General features: G+C 36.6%; 23 protein-coding genes. 14 read left to right on the top strand and 9 right to left on the bottom strand.

What is annotated here, in order from left to right; genetic code table 11:
* Window positions 1-23 precede the first annotated feature (23 nt).
* Window positions 24-998 (bottom strand): diphosphomevalonate decarboxylase, encoded by a 975-nt coding sequence (mvaD, locus tag M2139_RS04630; RefSeq protein ID WP_280737645.1) that lies wholly within the window; start codon window positions 996-998, stop codon window positions 24-26.
* On the bottom strand, window positions 999-1,928 hold the full coding sequence (mvk, locus tag M2139_RS04625) for a mevalonate kinase (RefSeq protein WP_280737644.1): 930 nt from the start codon (window positions 1,926-1,928) through the stop codon (window positions 999-1,001).
* A gap of 317 nt (window positions 1,929-2,245) precedes the next feature.
* On the opposite strand from mvk, the gene M2139_RS04620 reads away from it, so the two are divergent.
* The 4 genes from M2139_RS04620 to M2139_RS04605 all read left to right on the top strand — a co-directional run bounded on the left by M2139_RS04620 (window position 2,246) and on the right by M2139_RS04605 (window position 7,193).
* On the top strand, window positions 2,246-2,890 hold the full coding sequence (locus M2139_RS04620) for a deoxynucleoside kinase (protein ID WP_280737643.1): 645 nt from the start codon (window positions 2,246-2,248) through the stop codon (window positions 2,888-2,890).
* Between the two features lie 139 nt (window positions 2,891-3,029).
* On the top strand, window positions 3,030-3,935 hold the full coding sequence (locus M2139_RS04615; RefSeq protein WP_280737642.1) for a magnesium transporter CorA family protein: 906 nt from the start codon (window positions 3,030-3,032) through the stop codon (window positions 3,933-3,935).
* Between the two features lie 483 nt (window positions 3,936-4,418).
* Entirely contained in the window at window positions 4,419-5,177 is a 759-nt protein-coding gene (locus M2139_RS04610) for an ABC transporter ATP-binding protein (protein WP_280737641.1), read from the top strand.
* 3 nt (window positions 5,178-5,180) lie between these two features.
* Entirely contained in the window at window positions 5,181-7,193 is a 2,013-nt protein-coding gene (locus tag M2139_RS04605; RefSeq protein WP_280737640.1) for an ABC transporter permease, read from the top strand.
* A gap of 62 nt (window positions 7,194-7,255) precedes the next feature.
* Here the strand turns inward: M2139_RS04605 and M2139_RS04600 are convergent, their stop codons facing one another.
* Window positions 7,256-8,023 carry a DeoR/GlpR family DNA-binding transcription regulator gene (locus M2139_RS04600; RefSeq protein ID WP_280737639.1) on the bottom strand — a complete coding sequence of 256 codons (768 nt, stop codon included), beginning with the start codon at window positions 8,021-8,023 and terminating at the stop codon, window positions 7,256-7,258.
* A gap of 6 nt (window positions 8,024-8,029) precedes the next feature.
* On the bottom strand, window positions 8,030-8,788 hold the full coding sequence (locus tag M2139_RS04595; RefSeq protein WP_280737638.1) for a hypothetical protein: 759 nt from the start codon (window positions 8,786-8,788) through the stop codon (window positions 8,030-8,032).
* Between the two features lie 343 nt (window positions 8,789-9,131).
* Between M2139_RS04595 and ulaG the strand changes: the two genes are divergently transcribed.
* The 7 genes from ulaG (at window position 9,132) to M2139_RS04560 (ending at window position 15,007) form a co-directional block, all read left to right on the top strand.
* Entirely contained in the window at window positions 9,132-10,196 is a 1,065-nt protein-coding gene (gene ulaG / locus M2139_RS04590; protein ID WP_280737637.1) for an L-ascorbate 6-phosphate lactonase, read from the top strand.
* Between the two features lie 149 nt (window positions 10,197-10,345).
* Window positions 10,346-10,804: a PTS sugar transporter subunit IIA gene (locus tag M2139_RS04585; RefSeq protein WP_280737636.1), complete on the top strand. Its 459-nt coding sequence runs from the start codon at window positions 10,346-10,348 to the stop codon at window positions 10,802-10,804.
* Between the two features lie 53 nt (window positions 10,805-10,857).
* Entirely contained in the window at window positions 10,858-12,321 is a 1,464-nt protein-coding gene (locus tag M2139_RS04580; RefSeq protein WP_280737635.1) for a PTS ascorbate transporter subunit IIC, read from the top strand.
* A 90-nt stretch (window positions 12,322-12,411) separates the two neighbouring features.
* Entirely contained in the window at window positions 12,412-12,711 is a 300-nt protein-coding gene (locus M2139_RS04575; RefSeq protein ID WP_280737634.1) for a PTS sugar transporter subunit IIB, read from the top strand.
* A gap of 91 nt (window positions 12,712-12,802) precedes the next feature.
* Window positions 12,803-13,441: a 3-keto-L-gulonate-6-phosphate decarboxylase UlaD gene (locus M2139_RS04570; protein WP_280737633.1), complete on the top strand. Its 639-nt coding sequence runs from the start codon at window positions 12,803-12,805 to the stop codon at window positions 13,439-13,441.
* A 5-nt stretch (window positions 13,442-13,446) separates the two neighbouring features.
* Window positions 13,447-14,304 carry an L-ribulose-5-phosphate 3-epimerase gene (locus tag M2139_RS04565; protein ID WP_280737632.1) on the top strand — a complete coding sequence of 286 codons (858 nt, stop codon included), beginning with the start codon at window positions 13,447-13,449 and terminating at the stop codon, window positions 14,302-14,304.
* A complete protein-coding gene (locus M2139_RS04560) occupies window positions 14,297-15,007 on the top strand; it encodes an L-ribulose-5-phosphate 4-epimerase (protein WP_280737631.1) in 711 nt (236 codons plus the stop codon). The genes M2139_RS04565 and M2139_RS04560 overlap by 8 nt, the downstream gene beginning before the upstream one ends.
* Window positions 15,008-15,047: 40 nt before the next feature.
* Here M2139_RS04560 and M2139_RS04555 read toward each other — a convergent pair whose 3' ends face one another.
* The 3 genes from M2139_RS04555 to M2139_RS04545 form a co-directional block, all read right to left on the bottom strand.
* Window positions 15,048-15,362, bottom strand: a complete 315-nt coding sequence (locus tag M2139_RS04555; protein ID WP_280737630.1) for a hypothetical protein — start codon at window positions 15,360-15,362, stop codon at window positions 15,048-15,050.
* Window positions 15,363-15,552: 190 nt separating this feature from the next.
* On the bottom strand, window positions 15,553-15,702 hold the full coding sequence (locus M2139_RS04550; RefSeq protein WP_280737629.1) for a hypothetical protein: 150 nt from the start codon (window positions 15,700-15,702) through the stop codon (window positions 15,553-15,555).
* Window positions 15,703-15,885: 183 nt separating this feature from the next.
* Window positions 15,886-17,682, bottom strand: coding sequence for a M3 family oligoendopeptidase (locus M2139_RS04545; RefSeq protein WP_280737628.1), 1,797 nt, complete (start codon window positions 17,680-17,682; stop codon window positions 15,886-15,888).
* Between the two features lie 323 nt (window positions 17,683-18,005).
* On the opposite strand from M2139_RS04545, the gene M2139_RS04540 reads away from it, so the two are divergent.
* Together M2139_RS04540 and M2139_RS04535 are read left to right on the top strand one after the other, a co-directional pair.
* Window positions 18,006-18,977: a diaminopimelate dehydrogenase gene (locus M2139_RS04540; protein ID WP_280737627.1), complete on the top strand. Its 972-nt coding sequence runs from the start codon at window positions 18,006-18,008 to the stop codon at window positions 18,975-18,977.
* Between the two features lie 145 nt (window positions 18,978-19,122).
* Window positions 19,123-19,644, top strand: a complete 522-nt coding sequence (locus M2139_RS04535) for a VanZ family protein (RefSeq protein WP_280737626.1) — start codon at window positions 19,123-19,125, stop codon at window positions 19,642-19,644.
* Window positions 19,645-19,712: 68 nt separating this feature from the next.
* Here the strand turns inward: M2139_RS04535 and M2139_RS04530 are convergent, their stop codons facing one another.
* On the bottom strand, window positions 19,713-21,167 hold the full coding sequence (locus M2139_RS04530; RefSeq protein ID WP_280737625.1) for a L,D-transpeptidase family protein: 1,455 nt from the start codon (window positions 21,165-21,167) through the stop codon (window positions 19,713-19,715).
* Window positions 21,168-21,417: 250 nt separating this feature from the next.
* Complete coding sequence (locus tag M2139_RS04525) at window positions 21,418-22,371, bottom strand: L-lactate dehydrogenase (protein WP_280737624.1); 954 nt, start codon at window positions 22,369-22,371, stop codon at window positions 21,418-21,420.
* Between the two features lie 403 nt (window positions 22,372-22,774).
* On the opposite strand from M2139_RS04525, the gene pth reads away from it, so the two are divergent.
* Window positions 22,775-23,335, top strand: coding sequence for an aminoacyl-tRNA hydrolase (pth, locus tag M2139_RS04520; RefSeq protein WP_280737623.1), 561 nt, complete (start codon window positions 22,775-22,777; stop codon window positions 23,333-23,335).
* Window positions 23,336-23,542 lie beyond the last annotated feature (207 nt).

The raw sequence follows: 23,542 nt of genomic DNA, 5'->3' as shown, positions 1-23,542 counted from the left end.
CTCAAATCCTTTTTACTAATTTTTTAAAATATTTGAATACCAGGGCCGGCTTGGGCGGTAATTAATTTTTCTTTTGCAAAAACTTTGTTTAATTCTTGTAAAAGAGCGGGCACTTGGCTTTTTTTAGTTAAAATTTTTACGTTAGGGCCGGCATCCATCGTGAAATAGCAATCGTAGCCTTGCTGGCGTAGTTGCCGTACTTGATTCATAGCGAATAAACTATCTGGCGACCAGTAAGTAAATGGCGGATTAGCCCCTAACGTGGTTGCGTGCATTTTTAAAGCATTGGCTTCCGCTGTTGCCCCTAATAAAGTAAAGTCTTTTGTGGCAATCGCCGTTTTGGTTGTGGCTAAGTCTTCAGTGACAGCTGTTAACCAGCCTTGATAAAAAGGTGAAGTTAAAACTGTCCGCCGCATACCATCACGGCTAGAGACGTCTTTAGCTTGGTCATTAATTAAAATAAAAATCATCGCTAGTTCATCTTCCCAACCATCAGCGGCAATCGATTCAGCGAAAGAATTTTCATCCGAATCACCTTTCACCCATTCAGCAAAGCCACCAAAAATACTGCGACAAGCGGAACCAGAACCTTTTCTGGCTAAGCGGGATAAGTCTTTTTCTGATAAATTTAACTCTAAAGCGGCGTTGCAAGCTCCAGCTAGGGCAGCTAAACCGCTAGCAGAAGAAGCTAAACCGGCGGCTGTGGGAACGCAATTTTGACTTTCAATTTTAGCAAAAGTCTTGATGTTAGCAATTTGACGAATCTTATCGAGAAATTGACTCGTTTTTTCTGAAGATTTACCGGTTTCTAAGTTGCCATCTAAATAAAAAATATCTTCTGTAAGTTGCGGGTCAAAAGTCACTTGTGTTTCGGAATAAAAGGCATCTAAGGTTAAAGAAAGACTGCTATTCATCGGAATAATTAAGTCTTCATCTTTTTTTCCCCAATATTTAATTAGGGCGATATTAGTGTAAGCTCGCGCTTTTCCTTGTAGCATTTAAGCGAATCCTCCTAATCCTTGAATCCAAGTGTTTTTTGCGCCGGCTTGTTTTTGAGCAGCTGCGATTTTTTCAGCGCTAGTTAAATCGCTAGCTAAAGCGATTAGGCAGCCACCGCGGCCACCGCCGGTTAATTTGGCACCTAAAGCACCATGAGCTAAGGCCACATCAACTAACTGGTCTAAACTAGTGTTGCTAATCGTTAGCTGTTGTAAACAGTGATGCGCTTTTGTCATTAACTCTCCTAAAATATGCGGTTGATTGGCGATGATTTCTTGGCGAGCTGTTTTTGTTAACTTGCCTAAATTTTGGATAACTTCTTCAATAGTTGCATTTTGTTGATAAAGTTCCGCAACATCGGCTACGGCTTGACGGGTTTGGCCTTTAATACCAGTATCCGCCACGATTAAGTAAGCATCAATATTCATAGGGAAAGTTGCTAGTTCTTCACCACGGATAAAATACAAAGGATTAGGGCCGCTGGTAGCCGCCGCATCAATGCCGCTAGGATTACCGTGAGCGACTTTTTCTGATAAGTTTACAAAAGCTAATAAGTCTTTTTCAGATAACGCTGTTTCTTGATAATCAAAATAAGCTCGTGTGATTGCCACCGCTACAGCAGCACTTGAACCCATACCTCTTTCGGCGGGGATATTACTTTCAATGGTAATTTGCAAGCCGTCATTATCAGCGAAGTGCAATTGTAAGGCGTAAACTAGTGTTACAAGATTTTTTAAAGCTTGCGGGACTTTCGCTAACAAGCCTTGATAATAACTGGAAATCAGTTGATTCTCAGGTGCTGCGGTAATTTCAGCTTTGATTTGAGTTGCTAAGAAGGGCATCGCAATTGCGGGTTGACCGTAAACTACGGCGTGTTCGCCCATTAAAATAATTTTGCCAGAAGCGACACCTTTTCCGATTAATTTCAAAAGAAAAACCTCTACATTCATATGTTAAAAATTTGTTTGTTGGATAAACGTCTATAAAGAGTAGCGGAATTGAATTTTCACTTGCTCTTAAAACGCGTAGTCATTAACTTGCCTTCCCTATTCTATGCCACTTAGTAGAAGGAAAACAAGTAGATTTTGGAAAACCTTAAAGAATATTGGGGAATTTTAATAAAAATTAAGAGAAAAGGGCGGATTTATTAAAATTTTAATAGAAGCAAAAAAATTTGACGAAAAATTCATAGAAGCGTATAGTGAAGTCGTTGTGAAAAATTTAAAAGAAGATAGAAGTGTGAGGGATGAGTGTGATTGTTTTAGCTGGAACGATAGGTGCGGGGAAATCAAGTCTAACCGCCATGTTAGCCGAGCATTTACATAGTCAAGCGTTTTATGAAGCGATTGATAATAACGAAGTTTTGCCATTATTTTATGCAGAACCAGAAAAATATGCTTTTTTATTGCAAATTTATTTTTTAAATCAGCGTTTTGCTAGTATTAAAAAAGCTTTACAGCATGAAAATAATATTTTGGATCGTTCGATTTATGAAGATTCTTTACTTTTTCATTTAAATGCTGATTTAGGGCGAGCTACTGAAACGGAAGTTAAAGTTTATGACGAGCTGTTAGGGAATATGTTGGAAGAATTGCCTTATGCAGCCAAGAAGAAACACCCAGATTTGTTAGTGCATATTCGCGTATCTTTTGAAACGATGCTTAGTCGTATTCAAAAACGGGGCCGTGAATATGAGCAGTTAGAGTTTGATGCTTCTTTATATGATTATTATCAAGAGTTAAATCGCCGCTATGATCAATGGTATGAAGATTATAACGAAAGCCCTAAAATTCAAATTGACGGAGATCGTCATAACTTTGTTGATGATGAAGTTGCGCGGGAATATGTGATAAAATTAATTGATGAAAAGTTAGCGGAGATTCGTAAATAACTGTTAATTTCAAAAATAAGAGTCGTTTTTTTGAGCTAGCTACCATAGTTAGCTTTTTTTCTATGGCTTTATGGAGTAAAATAAATAGCAGAGTATGGTAGAAATAGGCGCTAAAGCTGCTGAATGTTGAGGGGATTTTATGGAAAGTAAACGTCAATTTAATCAAGGAAAAAATCATTGGATTTATGTAGATAGTAGTGAAAGTACCACTATTAGTGAGTTGCAGCAAAAATATCAACTGAGCGATGAGATGGTGGGCTATGCTTTAGATAGAAACGAGCGGGCGCGGGTGGAATATGATCTTGAGCATCAAGCTTTGTTGGTGGTCTACAATGTGCCTTTAAAAGAAAAACAAAATAATCACTACGCTACGCGACCGATGACTTTTATTATTAAAGAGGATTGTCTTTTTACTTTTACAACAAAGGAAACGGCGCATCTTGTACCGCTGATTGAAAACTTGTTGCATCAAAATAGTAATCAAAGTCAATATAGTTTGTTGTTTCATATTTTATTTGAGTTGGCGGGACAATTTTTCCCGCTCATTGAAAACGTCAATCGTGACCGAGATAAATTGAATGAAAAATTACGACAACATACTACTAATCAACATTTGTTGGCTTTGTCAGATTTATCAGTAGGGTTGGTTTATTTAGTGACCGCCACCAAACAAAATGCTGTTTTATTAGAAACCTTGAAGGCCTTTGATAGTTATCGCCAGCTAACCAATATTGAAAAAGAACAGCTAGATGATGCGATTATTGAAGCCAAACAGGCCAACGAAATGGCGGCTTTAGCAGCGCAAGTTTTAGAACAATTATCTAACACTTACAATAATCTCTTAAATAATAATTTGAATGATACTATGAAATTATTAACTGTTTGGTCCTTATTACTAACGATTCCGACGATTGTCACTGGCTTTTTCGGCATGAATATGGATTTGCCCCTGACGGATTCGGTTTTTGGCTGGATTTTAGTTGTAGTGATTAGCTTAGGCTTGTCAGTGTGGCTGTTGATGATTTTATGGCGGAGAATTCGTTAAAAATAGTGATAAATATTAAAGTTAGTTAGCTAGGTTTTTAAATCATTATGATAAGTGATGATGGCGAGCTTAGCTAGCTTTTTATTTTGGTAGGTGCAGAACAAGTTTCTCCGCTTTTCATGGTGTCTAGCTACAGGGGCTAGCTCTCTTCGGCAAAATGAGAATAAAATTCGTGGTAGAAAACGCCACTATAATTTGATTCTGCATTTTGCTCGAGAGCTGAACGAGCCCGCTCCGCTTTTTATATAACCCAGCTGCACAAGCTAGCTCCACTCGATAAAGTGAAGAAGAAATTCGCAGTAAAAAGCACCGCTATAATTTATTCTTGCACTTTATTCGGGAGCTGACCAGCTTGTTCCGCTTTTCATATTACAATTTTGTAGTTTTGGGACCTGTAATTGCAACTGTTTTTCTTTTGTTAATTCTTTTAAACTAAGGACATAGCTTAAAAGCAGTATTAAATTATAAAGAGGAAGTGGCAAGATGGAATTATTGCAAGTTAACAATCTTAAAAAAATTTATCGGACACGGTTAAGTAGTCATCAAGTTGAAGCGTTAAAAGATGTTAATTTTACGGTTGAAGATGGCGAATATATTGCGATTATGGGAGAATCTGGTTCTGGGAAAAGTACGTTGTTAAATATTTTAGCGACTTTGGATAAAGCTACTAGCGGGGAAGTTTTGTTGCAACAGCAAAATTTAAGTAGCATTCCAGAAGGACAGTTAGCGAAATTTCGCCGGGAACATTTAGGCTTTGTCTTTCAAGATTTTAACTTATTGGATACTTTTAATGTAAAAGATAATATCTTTTTGCCTTTAGTTTTATCAAGAGTACCTTTAAAAGAAATGAATCAGCGGCTAACCCCTTTAGCGGAAGCTTTAGGCATTGCTGATTTGCTGGATAAATTTCCTTATGAAATTTCTGGCGGACAAAAACAACGGGTGGCAGTGGCGCGAGCTTTAATTACGCAACCTGCTTTAGTTTTAGCCGATGAGCCGACGGGAGCTTTAGATTCTCGCTCAGCCGATGCTTTGTTAGAGTTATTTAGCGAAATTAATCAAGCGGGGCAAACGATTTTAATGGTTACCCACAGCGCTGTGGCTGCCAGCCATGCTAAACGGGTTTTATTTATTCGTGATGGGCAGATTTTCCATCAATTATATCGCGGTGAACGCAATCAATCAGAATTTATGGCAGAAATTTCCGATACCTTAACTGTCTTGCTGACAAAGGGGGTCTAGTTGATGTTTTATTTCAAATTAGCTTGGCGAAATATTCGTCAAAATAAAGCAACTTATGGACCTTATTTAGCAGCTTTAACTTTTTTAGTGATTTTAAATTTGCTAGTTCAAACAATCGTTGGCAATAAAGGAATTCAAACCATGCCGAAAGCTGAAATTGTCTATCAAGTATTTACCTTTGGCAATAGTATTATTGCGATTTTTTCAGTGATTTTTGCCTTTTATATTAATAGTTTTATTATTAAACGGCGAAAAAAGGAACTAGGCTTATATAATGTTTTAGGGATGGATAAAAAAGCCTTAAGTTTAATGCTTTTAATCGAAAGTGGTTTAACTTGTTTTTTAACCTATCTTGCTGGTTTAGCTTCAGGGCTAGTTATTGGTAAATTTCTATTTTTAGTTTTAAAAAAATTGACTGGACTAGGTAGCGATTTTGTTTTTCAATTTAATGGCAAAATGCTAGTTTCAGTTTTAACTTTATATTTGTTAATTCATTTATTACTACTGATTTATAATATTTTTCATTTGTTAAGAACCAACCCGATTGAGCTATTACATGGTTCTAGTACTGGAGAAAAAACACCGAAAGCTCATTGGTTGTTAGCGGTGATTGGGGTAGGGTTGCTCGGGAGTGGTTATTATATTTCCGCGACGATTCAATCACCAATTTCTGCCATTGAAACTTTTTTATTGGCGATTATTTTAGTGATTCTAGGGACGTATTTATTGATGATTACGACCAGCGTGGCTGTGTTGAAATTCTTGCAAAAACGCAAAAATTTTTATTATCAACCGAAAGCTTTTGTTAATATTTCTGGAATGCTCTACCGTATGAAACAAAATGGCGCTGGTTTAGCAAGCATTTGTATTTTAAGCACGATGGTTTTAGTAACTGTGATTTCAACAGCTGGTTTATATTTTGGTAGTGAAGAAGCCATTCAGAACATGTATCCTTATGATGTTTCAGTGAAAACTCATGTGCTTAATGAAGATCTGGCTGGCGAGGTGGAACAATTAATTGAAGAAAATCAGCTTGAAGTCACCGAGCAACTATTTTTCCCTGTATTGAATGCACCCCTAATGATCCAACAAGGAGAAAATTTTACGCTAACACAACGGGGAAATTTTAGTGCCAATGATATTATGGCAGAAATTAGTATAATTTCTCTTTCCGATTATCAAATAATGACTGGTGATAATCAAACTTTAGCAGCAGATGAATGTTTGTTATTAGACGTTTTAGGAGAATATTCAGGGAAAACATTAAATATCGGTGGGCAAAACTTTAAAGTTAAAGGAAAAATCGCTGAACTTCCTTGGGTAAAACAAAGTGTCAGTATCCTTAATAACTTCGTCTTAGTTGTTCGCGACGAAGCAATCTTAAGTGACTTGAATGAAAAGCTTAATCAAACTGCTGTAGCAGAAGCATATGTACTATATGGTAGCTCTTTTATGGCAAATGTATCGGGAAAACACGCTAATCGAATTGCTTTTTCGGAAAGTTTAGAAACGTGGCTAACAACACAAAATAGTGAAGTGATACCTGAAGCTTTACCTTATGATGATTTGGAATACGTGATTGGTTCTACGGTTGATGCTGAACGAGAGGCCGTGACTACACTTAACGGTGGCTTCTTATTCTTAGGTTTAATTTTTGGCTTGAGCTTTACCGTAGCGATGGCTTTGATTATTTATTATAAGCAAATTTCTGAAGGATATGAAGATGCTCGCCGCTTTGAAATTATGCAAAAAGTTGGCATGAGCCATAAAGAAGTTAAAAGCACGATTCATAATCAGATTTTAATGGTTTTCCTTTTCCCAATTGGCTTAGCGACTTTACATTTACTATTTGCTTTACCGGCTATTCGGAAAATCTTAGTTTTATTTGGCTTGATGAATCAAACACTAATTACCGTTGTTTCAACGATTACGGTAGTCGGTTTTACCTTGCTTTATTTAGCGGTTTATCTACTAACATCGAAAGTTTATTATCGAATGGTTGAACGAAAAAATTAAAGAAATGAAAAGGAATGCCGCTGCTTTCGATGAAAGTAGGGCATTCCTTTTCATTTTATTTGTTAAACCGGAATTTGAATAATTTGTACATCGTGAGCTTCAACTTCTTTTAAAACATCAGGGTTAGCGAAGCTATCGGTGATTAAAACATCAATATCTTCTAAGCTACCACTGGTATAGTTAGAAGAAACACCGATTTTCCGATAGTCAGCAACGACAATTTTAATGCCTGGTGAGTGTTTTAAAATAGCTGCGTTGACTTTAGCTTCGTGAAGAACTGAGGTTGTAAAGCCATCTTGAACGGTTAAGCCAGAGCAACCGAGAATCGTAACATCAGAACGCATTCTGGAAAAACTGTCAATAGCAATATCGCCGACTAAAGTTTCTTTAGGAAAGCGAATTTCCCCACCACTAAAAATAATGACAGAATCTGGATGATGTTCCACCGTCGCTACTTTAATATTGTTAGTAACGATCGTGACCCTTTTATCTTGGATGAATTTTAAGGCAGCTAAGGCCGTTGTGCCGGTGTTTACAAAAACGGTATCTCCTTCGTGAACTAAATTGGCAGCTTGTTTTGCGATGCGTTCCTTAATATTTTCGATTTCAGCATTAAAGTCTTCAAGGGTTGTTTCTGGAATATAGCTGGCTGAACCGTGTTGTCGTTGAATTAATCCCATTTTTTCTAAAATATCTAAGTCGCGACGAATGGTCAATTCTGAAACAGCTAAGTTTTGACTAAGTTGTCTAACTGTTAATGTGCCAGCTTCTTTTAATAAGCTTCTTAAATCTTCTCGTCGTTTTTGAATATTTTCGTTAGAATTTTTCATCAATTTTCACCTGCCGATTTTAATCGTGTTTTTTTCAGTATTCATTTCTTGCAGAAGTTGACTGGCTTCTTGTTGGCGTTTTAAGGCTAACAAAGTTTGAGCTTTCATATAGCGATAATAAACAAGTTCTCGCGGATTAAATAAGTTTGTATTTACTTTTTCAAAAGCTTGGATGCTTTTGCTATAACGTTGGCTGATAAAGTAGTTAACCCCTTCGATTTCATCCCAGGAGAAGAGCGGCTTCATTTTTTTCTTCGGTTGATTTTTTAAACTTTGTAATTTACTGTAGGTGCGTTCCGCTAATTCTTGATCATTAAAAAAATAAGCCAAATGTAACTGGGTATGATAATAAATGAATAAATAGTCTAGTGAGCCATGAAAAAATTCATGATGCTCTTGTAAATGTAAGGAACATCCCGTGTATTTTCCTTGATCCATCAGCAATAAGCTGTCAAATAGTATTAGTGATTTTTGAAAACCTTTGGCAAAATCTCTTTTAATCAGTTTGTTTTGAAGTTCTTCCGCTTTGGGAATATCGCAATCAACGGTTAATTTAGCAATCATATTGGCGTAAAGAATTTTTAAATATTCGAAATAAAGAGCAACTGTTAAAACAAAAAGTCCGACACCACCGAAAATTAATTTGGTGCTTAACAAGGGTGCTGTTACAACCAAATAGACAATATAGGCAGCGAAAATACCATAGATTGCCAACATCACACCACTTTTTCCTAAACGATAACCTGACCATAAAAATTTCTGCATTTTTTCCACCTCTTAATTTAATGCTTCAAGTCATAAAACTCAAAGTCTCTTTCCTTTAATAAAATATTTTTCAAGATTATGCTGAATTTGAACATTTATTGCTACTTAATGATAATATATCATAAAAAAATCAAAATGTTCATAAAAGTTTTTGGATAAAGTTTATAAATTCTTAAAACTGCCGTTTTTTTACGAAACATTCGTAAAAATAAGTTGAAAGCGATTAATAACCCTGTAAAATGAACATGTAAAGCAGATGGATAGAAAATAATTCTATCGCTGGAAAAAACTTTTGCGAATGAAACGTTCATAAAAACATTCGTAAAAATGGAGGGTATAGACAATGGCAACTGTAAATGACGTAACAAAAGAAAGTTGGATTTTATCCACATTTCCTGAATGGGGAACTTATCTAAATGAAGAGATTGAAAACGAAGAAGTTGCAGCTGGCACTGTTTCAATGTGGTGGTTAGGTTGTACTGGTATTTGGTTAAAATCGCATGAAGGTACTAATATTTTATGTGATTTATGGTGTGGCACAGGTAAACGTAGCCATGGAGATGGCACTATGAAAAAAGGCCATCAAATGATGCGCATGAGTGGCGTTCAAAATATGCAACCTAACTTGCGGACGCAACCTTTTGTAATTGATCCGTTTGCAGTGAAAGATGTCGATGCTTTAGTAGTTACGCACATTCACTCTGATCACTTAGATATTAATACTGCTGCCGCTGTTCATCAAAATTGTCCAGCCGCAAAATTTATCGGCCCGCAAGAAGTCGTTAACACTTGGTTAGGTTGGGGGATTCCTGCTGAAAAAACAATCGTGGTTAAACCTGGCGACCGTGTCGCTGTAAAAGATGTAACGATTGTAGCTCTGGAAGCTTTTGATCGGACGGCTTTAGTGACTTGTGAAGATCCTAATATGATATTAAAAGGCAAAATGCCACAAGATATGGATTTAATTGCGGTTAATTATTTGTTTGAAACAAGTGGTGGGAATATTTATCATGCTGGTGATTCTCATTATGCCAATATGTTTGCTAAACACGGCAATGAATACAAAATTGATGTTTGTTTAGGAGCTTACGGAGAAAACCCACGGGGGATTACCGATAAAGTAACTTCTGTAGATATGTTAAGAATGGCAGAAGCGCTAAATGCTAAGGTTGTAATCCCGGTTCACTATGATATTTGGTCAAACTTTATGGCGGATCCTAAAGAAATTACTGAAATTTGGAAATTCAAAAAAGATCGCTTGAATTATCAATTTAAACCATTTATCTGGCAAGTGGGTGGTAAATTCACTTATCCAAATGATAAAGATAAAATGGAATTTAATTTCTACCGTGGCTTTGATGATGCCTTTTCAGTTGAAAATGACACACCATTCCCTTCATTCTTATAGGATAAAATAATTACAGGTAATATTTTTTGATAAAAAGCGAGACGAATACCGGTAAGTAGCAGCTACAGTCTCGCTTTTTAGAGAGAAAAAAATATAAATTAGTCAGCAAATGGAAAATTTGTTAGCTAATATGCGAAAGGAAATAACTCATGCTGAAATATTTTTTAGAAAATGATTTAGTCCGTTTTAGCAAAAAGCAACCGCGAGACTGGCAAGAAGCGATTCAAATGAGTTGCGAGAACATGCTGGAGAAAGAGATGATTAGTCAAGTATATGTTGATGAAATTATTGAATGTGTTGGCAAATATGGCCCTTATATTGTAATTATTCCTGGTGTAGCAATGCCCCATTCCTCTGAGCAGAGTCAAGGCGTTTTTGGTACAGGAATTTCATTTACAAAAATGCCGGAAGATGTTGTGTTCGAAGCCGGTAATCCTGAAAAAAATGCCAAATTGTTTTTTGTTTTAGCTGCAAAAAATGGCGATGAACATGTTCAAAATATTGCTAATTTATCAGAAATGTTAATGACAGATGGTTTGGTAGAAGATTTATCGGTGATTCACAGCTTTGAAGAGTATCAAGGGTTAGTTGAAAAATACAACATTTAATCTTTCAGCAAATATTTTTAGCTGAATAAAAACAGAAAGCAGGGGTAAAAATAATGGATATATTTATGAAAGCTTGGTCTTATTTTGCGGCTAATATTTTAATGAAGCCCGCCTTTTTAATTGGTTTCATCGTGTTATTAGGTTATATGTTATTGAAAAAACCATTTTATGAAAGCGTTGCTGGTTTTTTAAAAGCAACAGTCGGCTATTTGATTTTATCAGTTGGTTCTGGCGGTTTAGTTAATAATTTTCGGCCGATTTTAGTCGGGCTGAAAGAACGTTTTAATTTAGATGCGATGGTAATTGACCCGTATTTTGGTCAAAATGCTGTAACAGCAGGGATTGAAATTGAATTTGGTAAAACTTTTAGTGATACGATGATTTTATTGCTAATTGCTTTTGTAATGAATATTTTATTAGTTCGTTTCAAAAAATATACTAAATTACGGGCCGTCTTTACAACTGGGAATGTGCAAGTCCAACAGGCAGCGACTGCTTTTTGGTTATTACTTTTCTGTTTCCCAGATTTAGGTCGTGTTGAAATTTTAGTAATTATGGGTGTTGTTTTAGGTTGCTACTGGGCAGTAGGCTCTAACTTAACAGTTGGTATTTGCCAAGATTTAACAGAAGGGGCTGGTTTTGCGATTGCCCATCAACAAATGTTTGGGGTTTATATTTTTGCTCGTTTAGCTGAAAAAACTAAGAGTAAAAACAGCCGTCGTTTGGAAGATATTAAATTCCCAGGATTTTTATCAATGTTTAATGAAAACATGGTTTCTACTTCAATTTTAATGTTGATTTTCTTTAGCGTAATTATGGTAGTTTTAGGCCAAGATTACTTGATTGGTGCAGGTTTCATGGCAGAAGGGCAAAGTTTCTTCTTCTACATTTTAGAAACTTCATTATACTTTGCGGTGTATCTAGCTATTTTACAATTAGGGGTCCGAACTTTCGTTGATGAATTAACGGAATCTTTCCAAGGAATCTCAAATACTTTATTACCAGGTGCTGTACCGGGGATTGATGTTTCTGCTTCCCTAGCGTTTGGTTCATCAAACGCAGTTACTTTAGGTTTCTTATTTGGAGCTTTAGGGCAATTTTTAACAATTATTTTATTAATTGTCTTCAAATCACCAGTTATTGTAATCGCCGGCTTTATTCCGTTGTTCTTTGATAATGCAGCTATTGCGTTATTTGCAAATGACCGTGGTGGTGTGCGGGCTGCTTGTATTTTCCCATTCATCTCAGGAATTTTACAAGTTGTCGGTTCGGCTTTAATCGCTTCTTTTGTTGGTTTAGCGCAATATGGCGGTTACCTAGGCATGTTTGACTGGGCAACAGTTTGGCCAATTTTCACTGTTTTAATGAAATATTTAGGTTTCATTGGTGTGGGCTTAGTAGTAATAATTTTATTAGCAATTCCACAATTACAATATCGTGCCGATCCAAAAGGCTACTTCTTAATTGTTGATGATTATGATGAGTATGTTAAACAAAAAGCAGCAACAGCAGCTTAACTAACTAGTGAATAAAAATGGTTACGATGATTTTCGTCGTAAATCTAAATTTTAAATGATAAAAAATATTTATAAACGGAGGAATTAATTATGCGAGTATTAGTATCATGTGCTAACGGATCAGGAACAAGTTTAATGATGAAGAAAAGTGTTGAAAAAGGCTTAAAAGATTTAGGTGTTGAAATTACTAAAAGCCATCACTGCTCAATCGCTGAAGGAAAAAGTTCTGCAGCTCAATATGATGTAGTTTTCACGCCGATGAATTTCTTGCATATGTTTGAAGATGCAAAGGCAAAAGGCATTACGGTTATTGGCATTAAAAATGTTATGTCTGCCAAAGAAGTTCAAGATAAAGTGAAAGAAACAGATTTACTAGATAAATTTAAATAAACAAAAAATAATAGCGAAAGACTGGTTTCAAATAAAAAAATTATTTGAGCCAATCTTTCTGCTGTTTAATAAAAGAAAGAGGTTGGCGTTTATGGGGATTCCAAATTTACAAATTGCGTTAGATCATTCAGATTTACCAAGTGCAGTAGCTGATATTGCTAAAGTTGGTGAAATTGTTGATATTTTAGAAGTAGGAACGATTCTTTGTTTACAAGCTGGGGAAGAAGCCATCCGCTGTGTGCGGGCATTGTTTCCTAATAAAAAAGTAGTTGCCGATACAAAATGTGCTGACGCCGGCGGTACAGTAGCAAAAAATTGTGCTGATGCTGGCGCGGATTGGATGACGGTTATTTGTTGTGCCACTATTCCTACCATGAAAGCTGCTGCCAAAGAAGTTGAAGAAGTCCAAGTTGAATTATATGGGGACTGGACTTATGAACAAGCGCAGCAATGGTTAGATGCCGGTATTAGTCAAGCAATTTATCACCAAAGTCGCGATGCGTTATTTGCTGGTGAAACTTGGGGTGAAAAAGATTTAAACCGTGTGAAAAAACTAATTGAAATGGGTTTTAGAGTTTCAGTTACGGGTGGTTTAGATGTAGATACCTTGAAATTATTTGCTGGTGTGGATGTTTATACTTTTATTACTGGTCGCGGAATCACGGCTGCTGAAGACCCTGTTGTAGCTGCCCAAGCTTTTAAAGCTGAGATTCAACGAATTTGGGGTTAAGCATCATGACAACAATTGGAATTTATGAAAAAGCTTTACCGAAAAATATAACTTGGCTTAAACGATTAGAAATGGCGAAAGAACTAGGCTTTGATTTTGTAGAAATGTCGATTGATGAAACCGATGAACGTTTAAGTCGCTTAGATTGGACGCAAGCAGAGCGGAAATCTGTGGTGGATGCCATTTATCAAACGGGGGTAAAAATTTTATCAATCTGTTTAAGTGGTCATCGTCGCTTTCCTTTTGGTTCAGCAGACCCTGAAAAGCGTCAAGAAGCACTATTGATTATGCAAAAAGCAGTGGATCTAGCATCTGATTTGGGGGTGCGAACGATTCAATTAGCGGGCTATGATGTTTATTATGAAGAAAAAAACGTAACTTCACGAGCTTATTTTGTAGAAAATTTAAAGGAAGCCGTAGCGATTGCGGCAGCCAAAGAAGTCGTTTTGTCCATTGAAATTATGGATGATCCTTTTATTAACTCAATTACCCGCTATTTAAAAATTAAAGAACAAATTCCTTCCCCTTATTTACAGGTTTACCCTGATTTAGGGAATTTATCAGCTTGGCCAGAAAATGATGTAGCTTATGAATTAGAGATGGGGATCTCCGAAATTTCGGCTATTCATTTAAAAGATACTTTGGCTGTAACTGTTGATTTCCCTGGGAAATTTAAAGAAGTTCCCTTTGGTGAAGGCTGTGTGGATTTCTTAGGTTGTTTAAAAACTTTGAGACGTTTAAATTATCACGGACCATTTTTGATTGAAATGTGGAGTGAAACAAGTGAACAACCAGCGCAAGAAATTCAGAAGGCGAAGGAGTTTTTATTCCCTTATTTGAAGGAGGCTGGTTATCTTGAATAGAGAAGCAATCATTCAAGGCATGAAAGAACGGGTTTTTGCGGCGAACTTAGCTTTGCCGGAAGCCGGTTTAGTAAAACTAACTTGGGGTAATGCCAGTGAAATCAATCGTGAATTAGGGGTAATCGTAATTAAACCTAGTGGAGTTCCTTATAAAACGATGAAAGCTGCCGATATGGTAGTGACTGATTTAGCAGGGAATTTATTGGCAGAGGGGTTAAATTCATCTTCTGATTTACCAACGCATGTTGTTTTGTATCAGCATTTTGAAAAAGTGAATGCTGTGATTCACACGCATTCAAAACACGCAGTGATGTGGGCACAGGCTGGTCGCGATATTCCGGCTTACGGCACCACTCATGCGGATACTTTTTACGGGGCTGTTCCCTGCACGCGACAGCTAACAGTGGCAGAAGTGGAGCGGGCTTACGAAATGGAAACTGGCAAGGTTATTGTGGAAACTTTTAATGACAGACAGCTTGATCCGCTAGCTATCCCAGCGGTAATTGTTCGTGGTCACGGACCTTTTACTTGGGGTGAAACTTTAGCGAAAGCTGTTGATAATAGTATTGTTTTAGATGAAGTTGCTGAAATGGCGTATATGAATGAAATTATTCAACCTCATTGTGAAACAATCCCACAATACTTATTGGATAAACATTATTTTAGAAAACATGGTCCGGGTGCTTATTACGGACAAAAATAATCAAGTTCCCTTACAAAATTTTTGTGAGGGGCTTTTTATTTCAAAGCTGTGCAATAGCAATGATTACAGCTATGACAATCAGCAGCATGCGGATCAGTTCTCTGGTTAGCAGTTTATTTTTAAAGGTCGGTGAATTAGTTTTATAAGTGGCATCATAGCGTTTAGTGCGATAATCCAAGCTAGCAGCGAAAGGATTGTCTTCTGGTAAAAGCAAAAAAAGCAACAGTAAATAGATGACAATACAAGAAATTGCCATCGGAAATTGCCAGAAAAAGTGTAAGAGACCAGCAATTATGATTGGAATGAATAGCGGTAAGCCGAAATAGCTAAAAGTATTTAGTAAGTTTTTATTCATGAATAACACCACCTAAGATAATAATAACATAATAAAAAACAAAAGCACCCTGCTCATTACTAGCAAGGTGCTTTTAATTTGAAGAATTACAATTTTCCATCAGAGAAACTCCTTTAAGGTTTTGGGAATAATTTTCCTAGAAAAAATTTGATTCTTAGTTGTTAAAACTAAAGGTTAATAGCTCTAACAATTAGGCAGTTTTTTGAAGTTCTTCAACTGCTTTTTCGATGGTAATCCCTGTTGCGAAATGATTTGGGTTCATTTTATCGAAGGCGATAAATAAATTCAAATCCGTATTTAGGGTTACCCGGTATTGCATTTTTTTGTTATCGAATGTCATAGTGCATTCTCCTTTCATAGTTGTTGATAGAAAGGCGTTGACTGATAACGAAATTCCATTAGTAACTATACCATAAATTTTGCGAACAAACAAACGTTTGCGCTTGGAATGTTAAGAAAAATTAAAAATCTATAGTGAAAAAGCCCTTTAGCTCGTGAGGAACTAAAGAACTTTTTCAATTATTTAAACAAATGCTGCTGTCAATTCCATAAAGTCGTCGATATCTGCTAAAACCATATCAATGGCGCTTTGCCAGAAATCTGGTTGGGTTAAATCAACGTTTAGGTGTTTTTTCGCTAAATCTTCAGAAGTCATCACGGCGGTATCTCTTAATAAGGCGATGTATTGATCTTCAAAATTACCAGGATGTTGATTAGCGTAAGCGTAAATCCCCATGCTGAATAGATAGCCAAAAGTATAGGGGAAATTATAAAAAGGAACATCATCAATAAAGAAATGTAACTTAGCTGCCCAGAAATGAGGGTGGTAACTGCCTAATTGATTTAAATAACTTTCTTTTTGCGCGGCTAACATCATTTCGCTAATTTCTTCAGCGGCTACAAAACGATTTTGACGAGCGTTGTAGAAATTTTGTTCGAAAATATAACGAGCGTGAATGTTCATAAACATCGCTACGGCATTTTGCAATTTCGTATCTAGCAAGTTAATTTTTTCTTCAACAGTAGTCGCTTCTTTTAACGTAGCGTCAGCGACGATTAACTCAGCGAAGGTGCTGGCTGTTTCGGCAACGTTCATGGCATAATTCTGATTGATTGGTGGTAAATCCCACAAAACAGAACTGTGAAAAGCATGACCTAATTCATGCGCTAAAGTAGCTACTTCATTCACGGAATTGCTATAAGTCATAAAAATTCGTGATTCTTGTGACTCTGGTAATTCAGAACAATAGCCACCAGGACGTTTTCCGGGGCGGTCTTCAGCTTCAATCCACGCGTTATTGAAAGCTATTTTCGCTAATTCTGCCATTTTAGGACTGAAATTTGCAAAATGTTTCGTGATAAAAGCCGCAGCTTCATCAAAAGTATAGGTTTTTTCTTGTAAATCCCCTAAAATAATTGGCGCGTCTTGATCTTGCCAATCTAATTTTTCTTTGCCGAAAAGTTGCGCTTTGCGGGTTAAGTAATCCATGATTCTTTGCTTGTTATTCGTGACCGTTGCCCACATAGTATCTAGGGTAGTTTTTTGAAGACGATTATATTCCAATGGTTCTTGTAAGAAATCAGCTACCCCGTGAAGTTTATAAGTTGATAGCCGGAAGCCATCTAAGTGGTTTAAGGTATCTGCTAAAAGCGGCGCTTTGTCGCTCCAAGCTTCTTCCCAAGCAGCGAATAATTGGCTACGAACTTCTTTATCGGGGCTGCTCATCATTTTATTGAAGGCTTGACCAGCAGAAAGCAATTCAGTAGTGCCAGCTTCGTTAGTGAAAGGAATTTGAATGGTTGCCACAAGTGTATCGTAATGGCTACTCCAAGCGTTTAAGCCGTCTAACGCTAAAGTGTGAATGATGTTTTCTTCATTTTCAGATAATAATTGCCGACCTTCTTTGCGAATCTCAGTTAAACGAAAAGCTACTGGTTGAATTTCAATATTTTGACAAATTACTTGCCAATCGCTGTCGCTAATTTCGGCTAATTTTTTTGAAAAAGTTGTTTCAACACTTTTAATTTCAGGTAGCAAAGCATAAAGTTTATTTTGGAGTGCGATAGCTTTAGTGTCAGCGGTATTGGCTGAAGTTAGAGCGGTAATAAAAGTAGCGCATTGTGAAAAGCCGTTGGTAAGTTTTCCTTGTTGTTGCAAGATTGTTTGCAAATCAGCAATACTGTTACCCTGATAGTTTTTAACTAATGTCTGCCAAGCGGTGATTTCTGCTTGCAAGGCTTCCATACGAGAAAGCAGGGCGCTGGATTCACTTCCACCAGCGAAAATACTTTCTAAATCCCAATTAATTGCGATAGTCATTGAGCAAAACTCCTTATTGATTATTTTTAATATAGCTATATTGTGGCACTTTTGTTTATGATTGGCAATCTTTATGAAAAGAAAAAATAAATTGAAGAAAAACATTAAAAACATTAGTGAAAATTTCTGGAATTTAACAAGTTTTATAGTATAATCATAATAGACTTTATGGAGATTCGATTAAATTTTAATTATATTTATATGAGGATGTCAGTTCCACTTATTCAAAGTAAAAAAAGCTAGTGGAATGATATGCGTAATGAGAATCGAACTAATTTTTCAAAGAAAAATTAATACAAAAATACGAATGAGGAGTGATTTAAATGACAAAAGTTGCAATTATTGGCTATGGTAATTTAGGCCGTGGGGTAGAGCGGGCTTTAAAACAAAATCCTGATATGGAGTTAGTGGGAGTTTTTACTCGTAGAGCACCTGAAAAAGTTACAACTGAAGGCGCAACTGCTTACCATATGGATGATTTGCAAAGTAAAAAAGCTGAAATTGATGTTTGTATTCTTTGTGGTGGTTCAGCAACGGATTTACCTGTGCAAACGCCAGAAATCACTAAAAGCTTTAATACTGTTGATAGTTTTGATACCCATGCGAAAATTCCAGAGCATTTTGCTAATGTTGATCAAGTAGCTAAAGATCATCAAACGGTGTCAATTATTTCAACGGGTTGGGATCCTGGTTTGTTTAGCTTGAATCGTTTGTATGCGGAAAGTGTTTTACCACAAGGGGAAAGCTATACTTTTTGGGGAAAAGGGGTTAGCCAAGGGCATTCGGATGCTTTAAGAAGAATTGCCGGCGTGGCGGATGCGACTCAATACACAGTGCCTAATCAAGAAATTATTGAAAAGTTAAAAGCAGGCGAAAAATTGACTTTAACAACTCGTGATAAACATTTTAGAGAATGTTTTATTGTTTTAGAAGAAGGTGCTGATGCGGCAGCGATTAAAGAAGAAATCGTAACGATGCCAAATTATTTTGCGGATTATGATACTGAGGTTCATTTTATTTCACAAGAGGAATTGAATCGTGATCATAAAGCGATGCCCCACGGCGGCATGGTGCTCCATGTTGGTACTACCGGGGAAACGACTAAGCAAGTGATTGAATATCGTTTAGATTTAGAAAGCAATCCCGAATTTACTGCCAGTGTTTTAGTTGCTTATGCTCGCGCTTGTGGGCGTTTGGCACAGGAAAAACTATTTGGTGCTTATACTGTTTTAGATATCGCTCCTAAATATTTATCAGCAAAAGCAGATGCAACTTTACGAAAAGAGTTACTATAAACTTTTAGCACAAATAGCAATAGCTGAGATATTAATTTCATTAATGTCTTGGCTTTTTTTATTAGGTAAAAAATTTTCTGCACAGTAGCTGTTTCAGTGGTAAAATGAAAAGACAAAATATAATCAAATGAGGATGACAGTAGAGATGTTACAAAAACAATTGCGTAATGGCAATTTTTATTGGTTAGTTGCTTTGGTGATGATGGGGATTCTTTTTTATTCTTCTTCACAACCCTACGAGGAGCAATCTTTAATTCCTTTGTTGGAAAAATGGTTAGCTAGTAAGCCTTTGGAAAGTCGCTTAAGTGGGATTGCTTTTACTTATGGCGGGAAAGAAGTCAGCGTTGCTTATTCCGGCTATTTTGCTTTTGTGGAATTTTTTATTCGCAAAGGGGCGCATTTTTTCACTTACTTTATCATGAGTTGGAGTTTATTTGTAGGAACTTCGAAAAAAATGTCGGAATACTTTTTCGTTGCCGTCTTGGTGTGGTTGGCGGCGACTGGTTATGCGGCTTTAGATGAATATCATCAAATGTTAACCAGTGGACGTAGCCCGTTATTTCAAGATATCTTATTGGATTCGGTGGGGGCGTTGACCGCTGTCTTAGGAACGTTATTGTGGCTACAATTATTTAAAGGTAAAGGAAAGAAACGCAAAAAACGCTAAGTAGTTGGTTAAAATTATATAAAAAATAGAGCATACGCCCAAACAGCGTATGCTCTATTTTTAATTTTTTAGTGAACGATAACTGGTGTATGAATAGCCACCATATCATACATTTGGGCAGCGATAGCTGGTGGGGTATTAATACAGCCATGAGAGCCATAGCCGTTTAAGTATTGTGAACCACCATAAGCGTATTGCCAGTTGGAATCGTGAATGCCGATACCAATCCAGTCAATCGCCATCCAGTAAGATACTTGTGTTTCGTATTTCGTACCATCACCATTATCCCCTCTTAAAATAGAAGGACTTTGTTTGTTCCAAACATAATGGACACCAGGAACGGTATTCATACCTGGGCGACCTGTTACGACATCTGTTTCAATTACGACAGCGCCATCTTGATAATACCACATGTGTTGGTTTGCTAAATCGACTTCCACGTAAGTGTTGCCGATTAATGGATGATCAGCGCCAGTTGGACCATCAACAATTGGTGAGCGTGTAAATTCGCCACCAGCTAAAATATCTTGCTTTAAAGCTTCAACTTCATCAGCGATTAAAATGCTCCAGCCATAAGTGCCGGCTGGTACGGTGATTTCACCAGCTAAAGTAGAGTTGAAAGTTGAAGGGTTACCATAAGTTGTAACACTAGTATCATAATTGATTGCTAAATCAGTGACGTAAGTGGTTAATTTATCTTGGTTCAGTGAAATTTCACCATTTTCAAAAATTAACCAATCCATGATTTGCGTTGTTGGAATATTAATTAGCTGACCGTTAATAGAATAATTCGCGTTAACTTTAGCAATATTGTTTAAAGAAGCTTCTTTTTCTTTTAAACTGGTATCTTCAGTAGTAACACCAGGCTGATGTAAATAATCGTGTAGCTCTAATTCGCTTTGACCAGAAACTAAAGTATTAATCATACCCTCGTGGAAATGATTAACGTGAATAGTGTCTCCTTGCACTTCTTTTTCAATTACGAAGCCAGCATCAGTTTTTACTAAAGCCGCATCTTTCGTTGGTTTACGAGTTTCGTTTAAAGTGCCAATTTCTGTGAAAATCGGTTGTAAGGAAGTATTTAATTGGTCAATGTTAACGGAAGTGACTTCCATCTTTAAATCGGTCTTTTTAAATAAAGCGACCGGCCAAGCCCAGTTGTTTTGCTCTTTTAATGCAGTAGCTACTTTATCGCCGTAATTGGCTTTAACACCTAGTTCAGAAAAAGGAATGCTTTTCCATTCTTTGCCATCGTCGGTAATTGAGAAATCTTGAGTAGCGTAATGCTCATCTAACAACTTTTGAGCATCTTTGGCGTTTAATCCGCCGACGCTTAAACCGTTAATAGAGGTTTTACTAGTAAATTTATTATTATAATAAACACCACCGAAAAGATAAGCTAAAGCTAACAGTAAAATGATGACGACCGGAATAATAACTGATAAGTCTTTTACGTTTAGGTTGAACTTGAAATTTGACGGGGATTTTTGTTGTTTTTCTTGATGTCTAGCTACTCTACTCATGATGGGAAAAGCTCCTTACTTCCATTTATTCTAACGATTTTTAAATCGAATTGTTTACATTAGCGACATGCTTCAACATAAATTGGACATGCCATTTTATATAATACCATAAATTGGCATGTTTGCGGTACAGAAACTACGAATATTTTTAAAAAAATTAAATAACATATGGTATTTAAAAATGATTTGTAAGAATATGTAAAGACTCTCGCCAGCCATGGCTAGCGAGAGTGAAACTGAATAATAAAATTTATTCGGCATCCAATTTAGCGAAAGCTTCATCAATGACGGCTTTCAATTGTTGTGCAGAAGCATTCATGCGGTCTTTTTCAGCGTCAGATAAAGGAATTTCGATAACTTGTTTAACACCTTGGCGATTGACAATGGCTGGGGCGCCGATAAAGATATCTTTTTGGTCGTATTCACCATTTAAATAAACAGAAAGGGGGAAAACAGAATCTTCATCATTTAAAATTGCACGAGTGATACGGGCTAGTGCAACCGCAATTCCGTAGAAAGTCGCGCCTTTCTTCTCGATAATAGTGTAAGCAGCATCACGAACTTTAAAGAAGATATTAACTAAAGCTTCTTCGTCGACGTCGTTATTTTTCACCCATTCGTAAATTTGTAGGCCGGCCACATTGGCGTGAGACCAAACTGGAAATTCAGAATCCCCATGTTCGCCAAGAATATAAGCATGGACATTACGGGCGTCAACGTTAATCATTTCGGCAATGGCTTGACGGAAACGAGCGGAATCTAGTGAAGTACCAGAGCCGATTACGCGTTCTTTAGGGAAACCAGAGAATTTCCAAGTTGCATAAGTTAAAATATCTACCGGGTTAGCAGCGACTAAAAAGATGCCGTCAAAACCAGAAGCGACCACTTGTGTAACGATATCACGGTTGATTTTTAAATTTTTGCTGACTAAATCTAAACGAGTTTCGCCAGGTTTTTGTGGAGCACCAGCGGTTAAAACAACTAAATCAGCATCAGAACAGTCGCTGTATTCAGCGGCATAGATTTTTTTAGGTGAAGTAAAAGCTAAAGCGTGAGATAAATCCAACGCATCACCTTCTGTTTTTTCTTTAGCAATATCAATGATGCCAATTTCTTGAGCGATATTTTGGGTTACAAGGGCGAAAGCGTAGCTAGAACCAACCGCGCCATCTCCGACGATAATAATTTTTTGATGTTTAGGCATAATAATGCAGTCCTTCCTAATCTCTAATAAGTGCTATCATTCTTTTTTTATGTCTTTATCATAACAATTATTTTTTAATCTGTCATGCAATACGCTCGAAAAATAAAACAGTTTTTTTAGCTGTACTAGTTTTTTTGCTTAGTTGTTTGAAAAAAAGGCAGAAATTCAAAGGAGAATTTTCGTTAAATCTTGCTAAATTTACTTAAAAAGGCGGACAACTCCCTGCCCAATATGATATACTCAGTAAGTTGAAGAAACTGGGTAGCGATGTGCTATCCAGTATTTTGTGCTATGCAAAGCAAACTGTAATTTTTAAGGAAGGCTTAGAGGAAGTGGGTTTTCATATAATATGAATTGTATGAAGTTTTTTGACTTAATTCCCTAAAGTGATGAGGTATAAGATATGAAAATGTTTGTAGGCCTAGGAAATCCTGGTACAAAATATGAAAAGACAAAACATAATATTGGCTTTATGGTGATGGACCGTTTAGCTGAAAAATATCAGGTTAGTTTCAAACAAAATAGTTTTCAAGCAGAAGTCGGCGAATTTTTCGTAAACGGTGAAAAAATTCTTTTAGTTAAGCCGCAAACCTTTATGAATGAATCAGGAAAAGCGGTAGTACCATTAATGACGTATTTCGGGATTTATCCAGATGAAATGGTAGTTGTTTATGATGATTTGGATTTAGATGTTGGTAAAATTCGCTTGCGCCAAAAAGGTGGTGCTGGCGGCCATAATGGCATAAAAAGCATTATTTCTCATTTAAATGATCAAGTTTTTGATCGAGTTAAAGTCGGTATTGGTCGCCCGAAAGGTAAAATGAGTGTCGTTAATCATGTTTTAAGTCCTTTTGACCAAGAGGATCAACCGCTAATTGAAAACAGCCTTGACCAAGCCGTTGCTGCTTTAGGATTTTATATGGAAAAAAATAATTTTATCGATACAATGAATCAGTTTAATTAATTTTTTTAATGAGAATTTAATACCTTGAAACGAACAAGGATGTTAGTTGCCAGTTCAACTTACCAACGTTACAAGTAGTTGAATGGTATGCGTAGTGAGAAAAAAAGGTGAATTTTTCCGAAAAATTTATTTCCTTGATTTAAACTAGCTTCCACTTATTCAAGCGCAGTAGTGGAATGATATACGGCGTGAGAATCGAACTAAATT

It is taken from the genome of Enterococcus sp. PF1-24 (assembly GCF_029893325.1).
Taxonomy (GTDB): Bacteria; Bacillota; Bacilli; order Lactobacillales; family Enterococcaceae; genus HY326.
Note: the sequence above shows the minus strand (reverse complement) of the source record. Positions and strands in the feature narration are given on the sequence as shown.

What these genes read in the sequence shown, in the direction of transcription:
- M2139_RS04540 (WP_280737627.1), top strand. Translation starts at nt 18,006, where the DNA reads ATGACAAAAGTTGCAATTATTGGCTATGGTAATTTAGGCCGTGGGGTA.
- M2139_RS04595 (WP_280737638.1), bottom strand. Translation starts at nt 8,788, where the DNA reads ATGCAGAAATTTTTATGGTCAGGTTATCGTTTAGGAAAAAGTGGTGTG.
- M2139_RS04620 (WP_280737643.1), top strand. Translation starts at nt 2,246, where the DNA reads ATGAGTGTGATTGTTTTAGCTGGAACGATAGGTGCGGGGAAATCAAGT.
- M2139_RS04545 (WP_280737628.1), bottom strand. Translation starts at nt 17,682, where the DNA reads ATGACTATCGCAATTAATTGGGATTTAGAAAGTATTTTCGCTGGTGGA.
- M2139_RS04610 (WP_280737641.1), top strand. Translation starts at nt 4,419, where the DNA reads ATGGAATTATTGCAAGTTAACAATCTTAAAAAAATTTATCGGACACGG.
- pth (WP_280737623.1), top strand. Translation starts at nt 22,775, where the DNA reads ATGAAAATGTTTGTAGGCCTAGGAAATCCTGGTACAAAATATGAAAAG.
- mvaD (WP_280737645.1), bottom strand. Translation starts at nt 998, where the DNA reads ATGCTACAAGGAAAAGCGCGAGCTTACACTAATATCGCCCTAATTAAA.
- M2139_RS04575 (WP_280737634.1), top strand. Translation starts at nt 12,412, where the DNA reads ATGCGAGTATTAGTATCATGTGCTAACGGATCAGGAACAAGTTTAATG.
- M2139_RS04565 (WP_280737632.1), top strand. Translation starts at nt 13,447, where the DNA reads ATGACAACAATTGGAATTTATGAAAAAGCTTTACCGAAAAATATAACT.
- M2139_RS04530 (WP_280737625.1), bottom strand. Translation starts at nt 21,167, where the DNA reads ATGAGTAGAGTAGCTAGACATCAAGAAAAACAACAAAAATCCCCGTCA.
- M2139_RS04535 (WP_280737626.1), top strand. Translation starts at nt 19,123, where the DNA reads ATGTTACAAAAACAATTGCGTAATGGCAATTTTTATTGGTTAGTTGCT.
- M2139_RS04555 (WP_280737630.1), bottom strand. Translation starts at nt 15,362, where the DNA reads ATGAATAAAAACTTACTAAATACTTTTAGCTATTTCGGCTTACCGCTA.
- M2139_RS04580 (WP_280737635.1), top strand. Translation starts at nt 10,858, where the DNA reads ATGGATATATTTATGAAAGCTTGGTCTTATTTTGCGGCTAATATTTTA.
- M2139_RS04550 (WP_280737629.1), bottom strand. Translation starts at nt 15,702, where the DNA reads ATGACATTCGATAACAAAAAAATGCAATACCGGGTAACCCTAAATACG.
- M2139_RS04615 (WP_280737642.1), top strand. Translation starts at nt 3,030, where the DNA reads ATGGAAAGTAAACGTCAATTTAATCAAGGAAAAAATCATTGGATTTAT.
- ulaG (WP_280737637.1), top strand. Translation starts at nt 9,132, where the DNA reads ATGGCAACTGTAAATGACGTAACAAAAGAAAGTTGGATTTTATCCACA.
- M2139_RS04605 (WP_280737640.1), top strand. Translation starts at nt 5,181, where the DNA reads ATGTTTTATTTCAAATTAGCTTGGCGAAATATTCGTCAAAATAAAGCA.
- M2139_RS04525 (WP_280737624.1), bottom strand. Translation starts at nt 22,371, where the DNA reads ATGCCTAAACATCAAAAAATTATTATCGTCGGAGATGGCGCGGTTGGT.
- M2139_RS04600 (WP_280737639.1), bottom strand. Translation starts at nt 8,023, where the DNA reads ATGAAAAATTCTAACGAAAATATTCAAAAACGACGAGAAGATTTAAGA.
- M2139_RS04570 (WP_280737633.1), top strand. Translation starts at nt 12,803, where the DNA reads ATGGGGATTCCAAATTTACAAATTGCGTTAGATCATTCAGATTTACCA.
- M2139_RS04585 (WP_280737636.1), top strand. Translation starts at nt 10,346, where the DNA reads ATGCTGAAATATTTTTTAGAAAATGATTTAGTCCGTTTTAGCAAAAAG.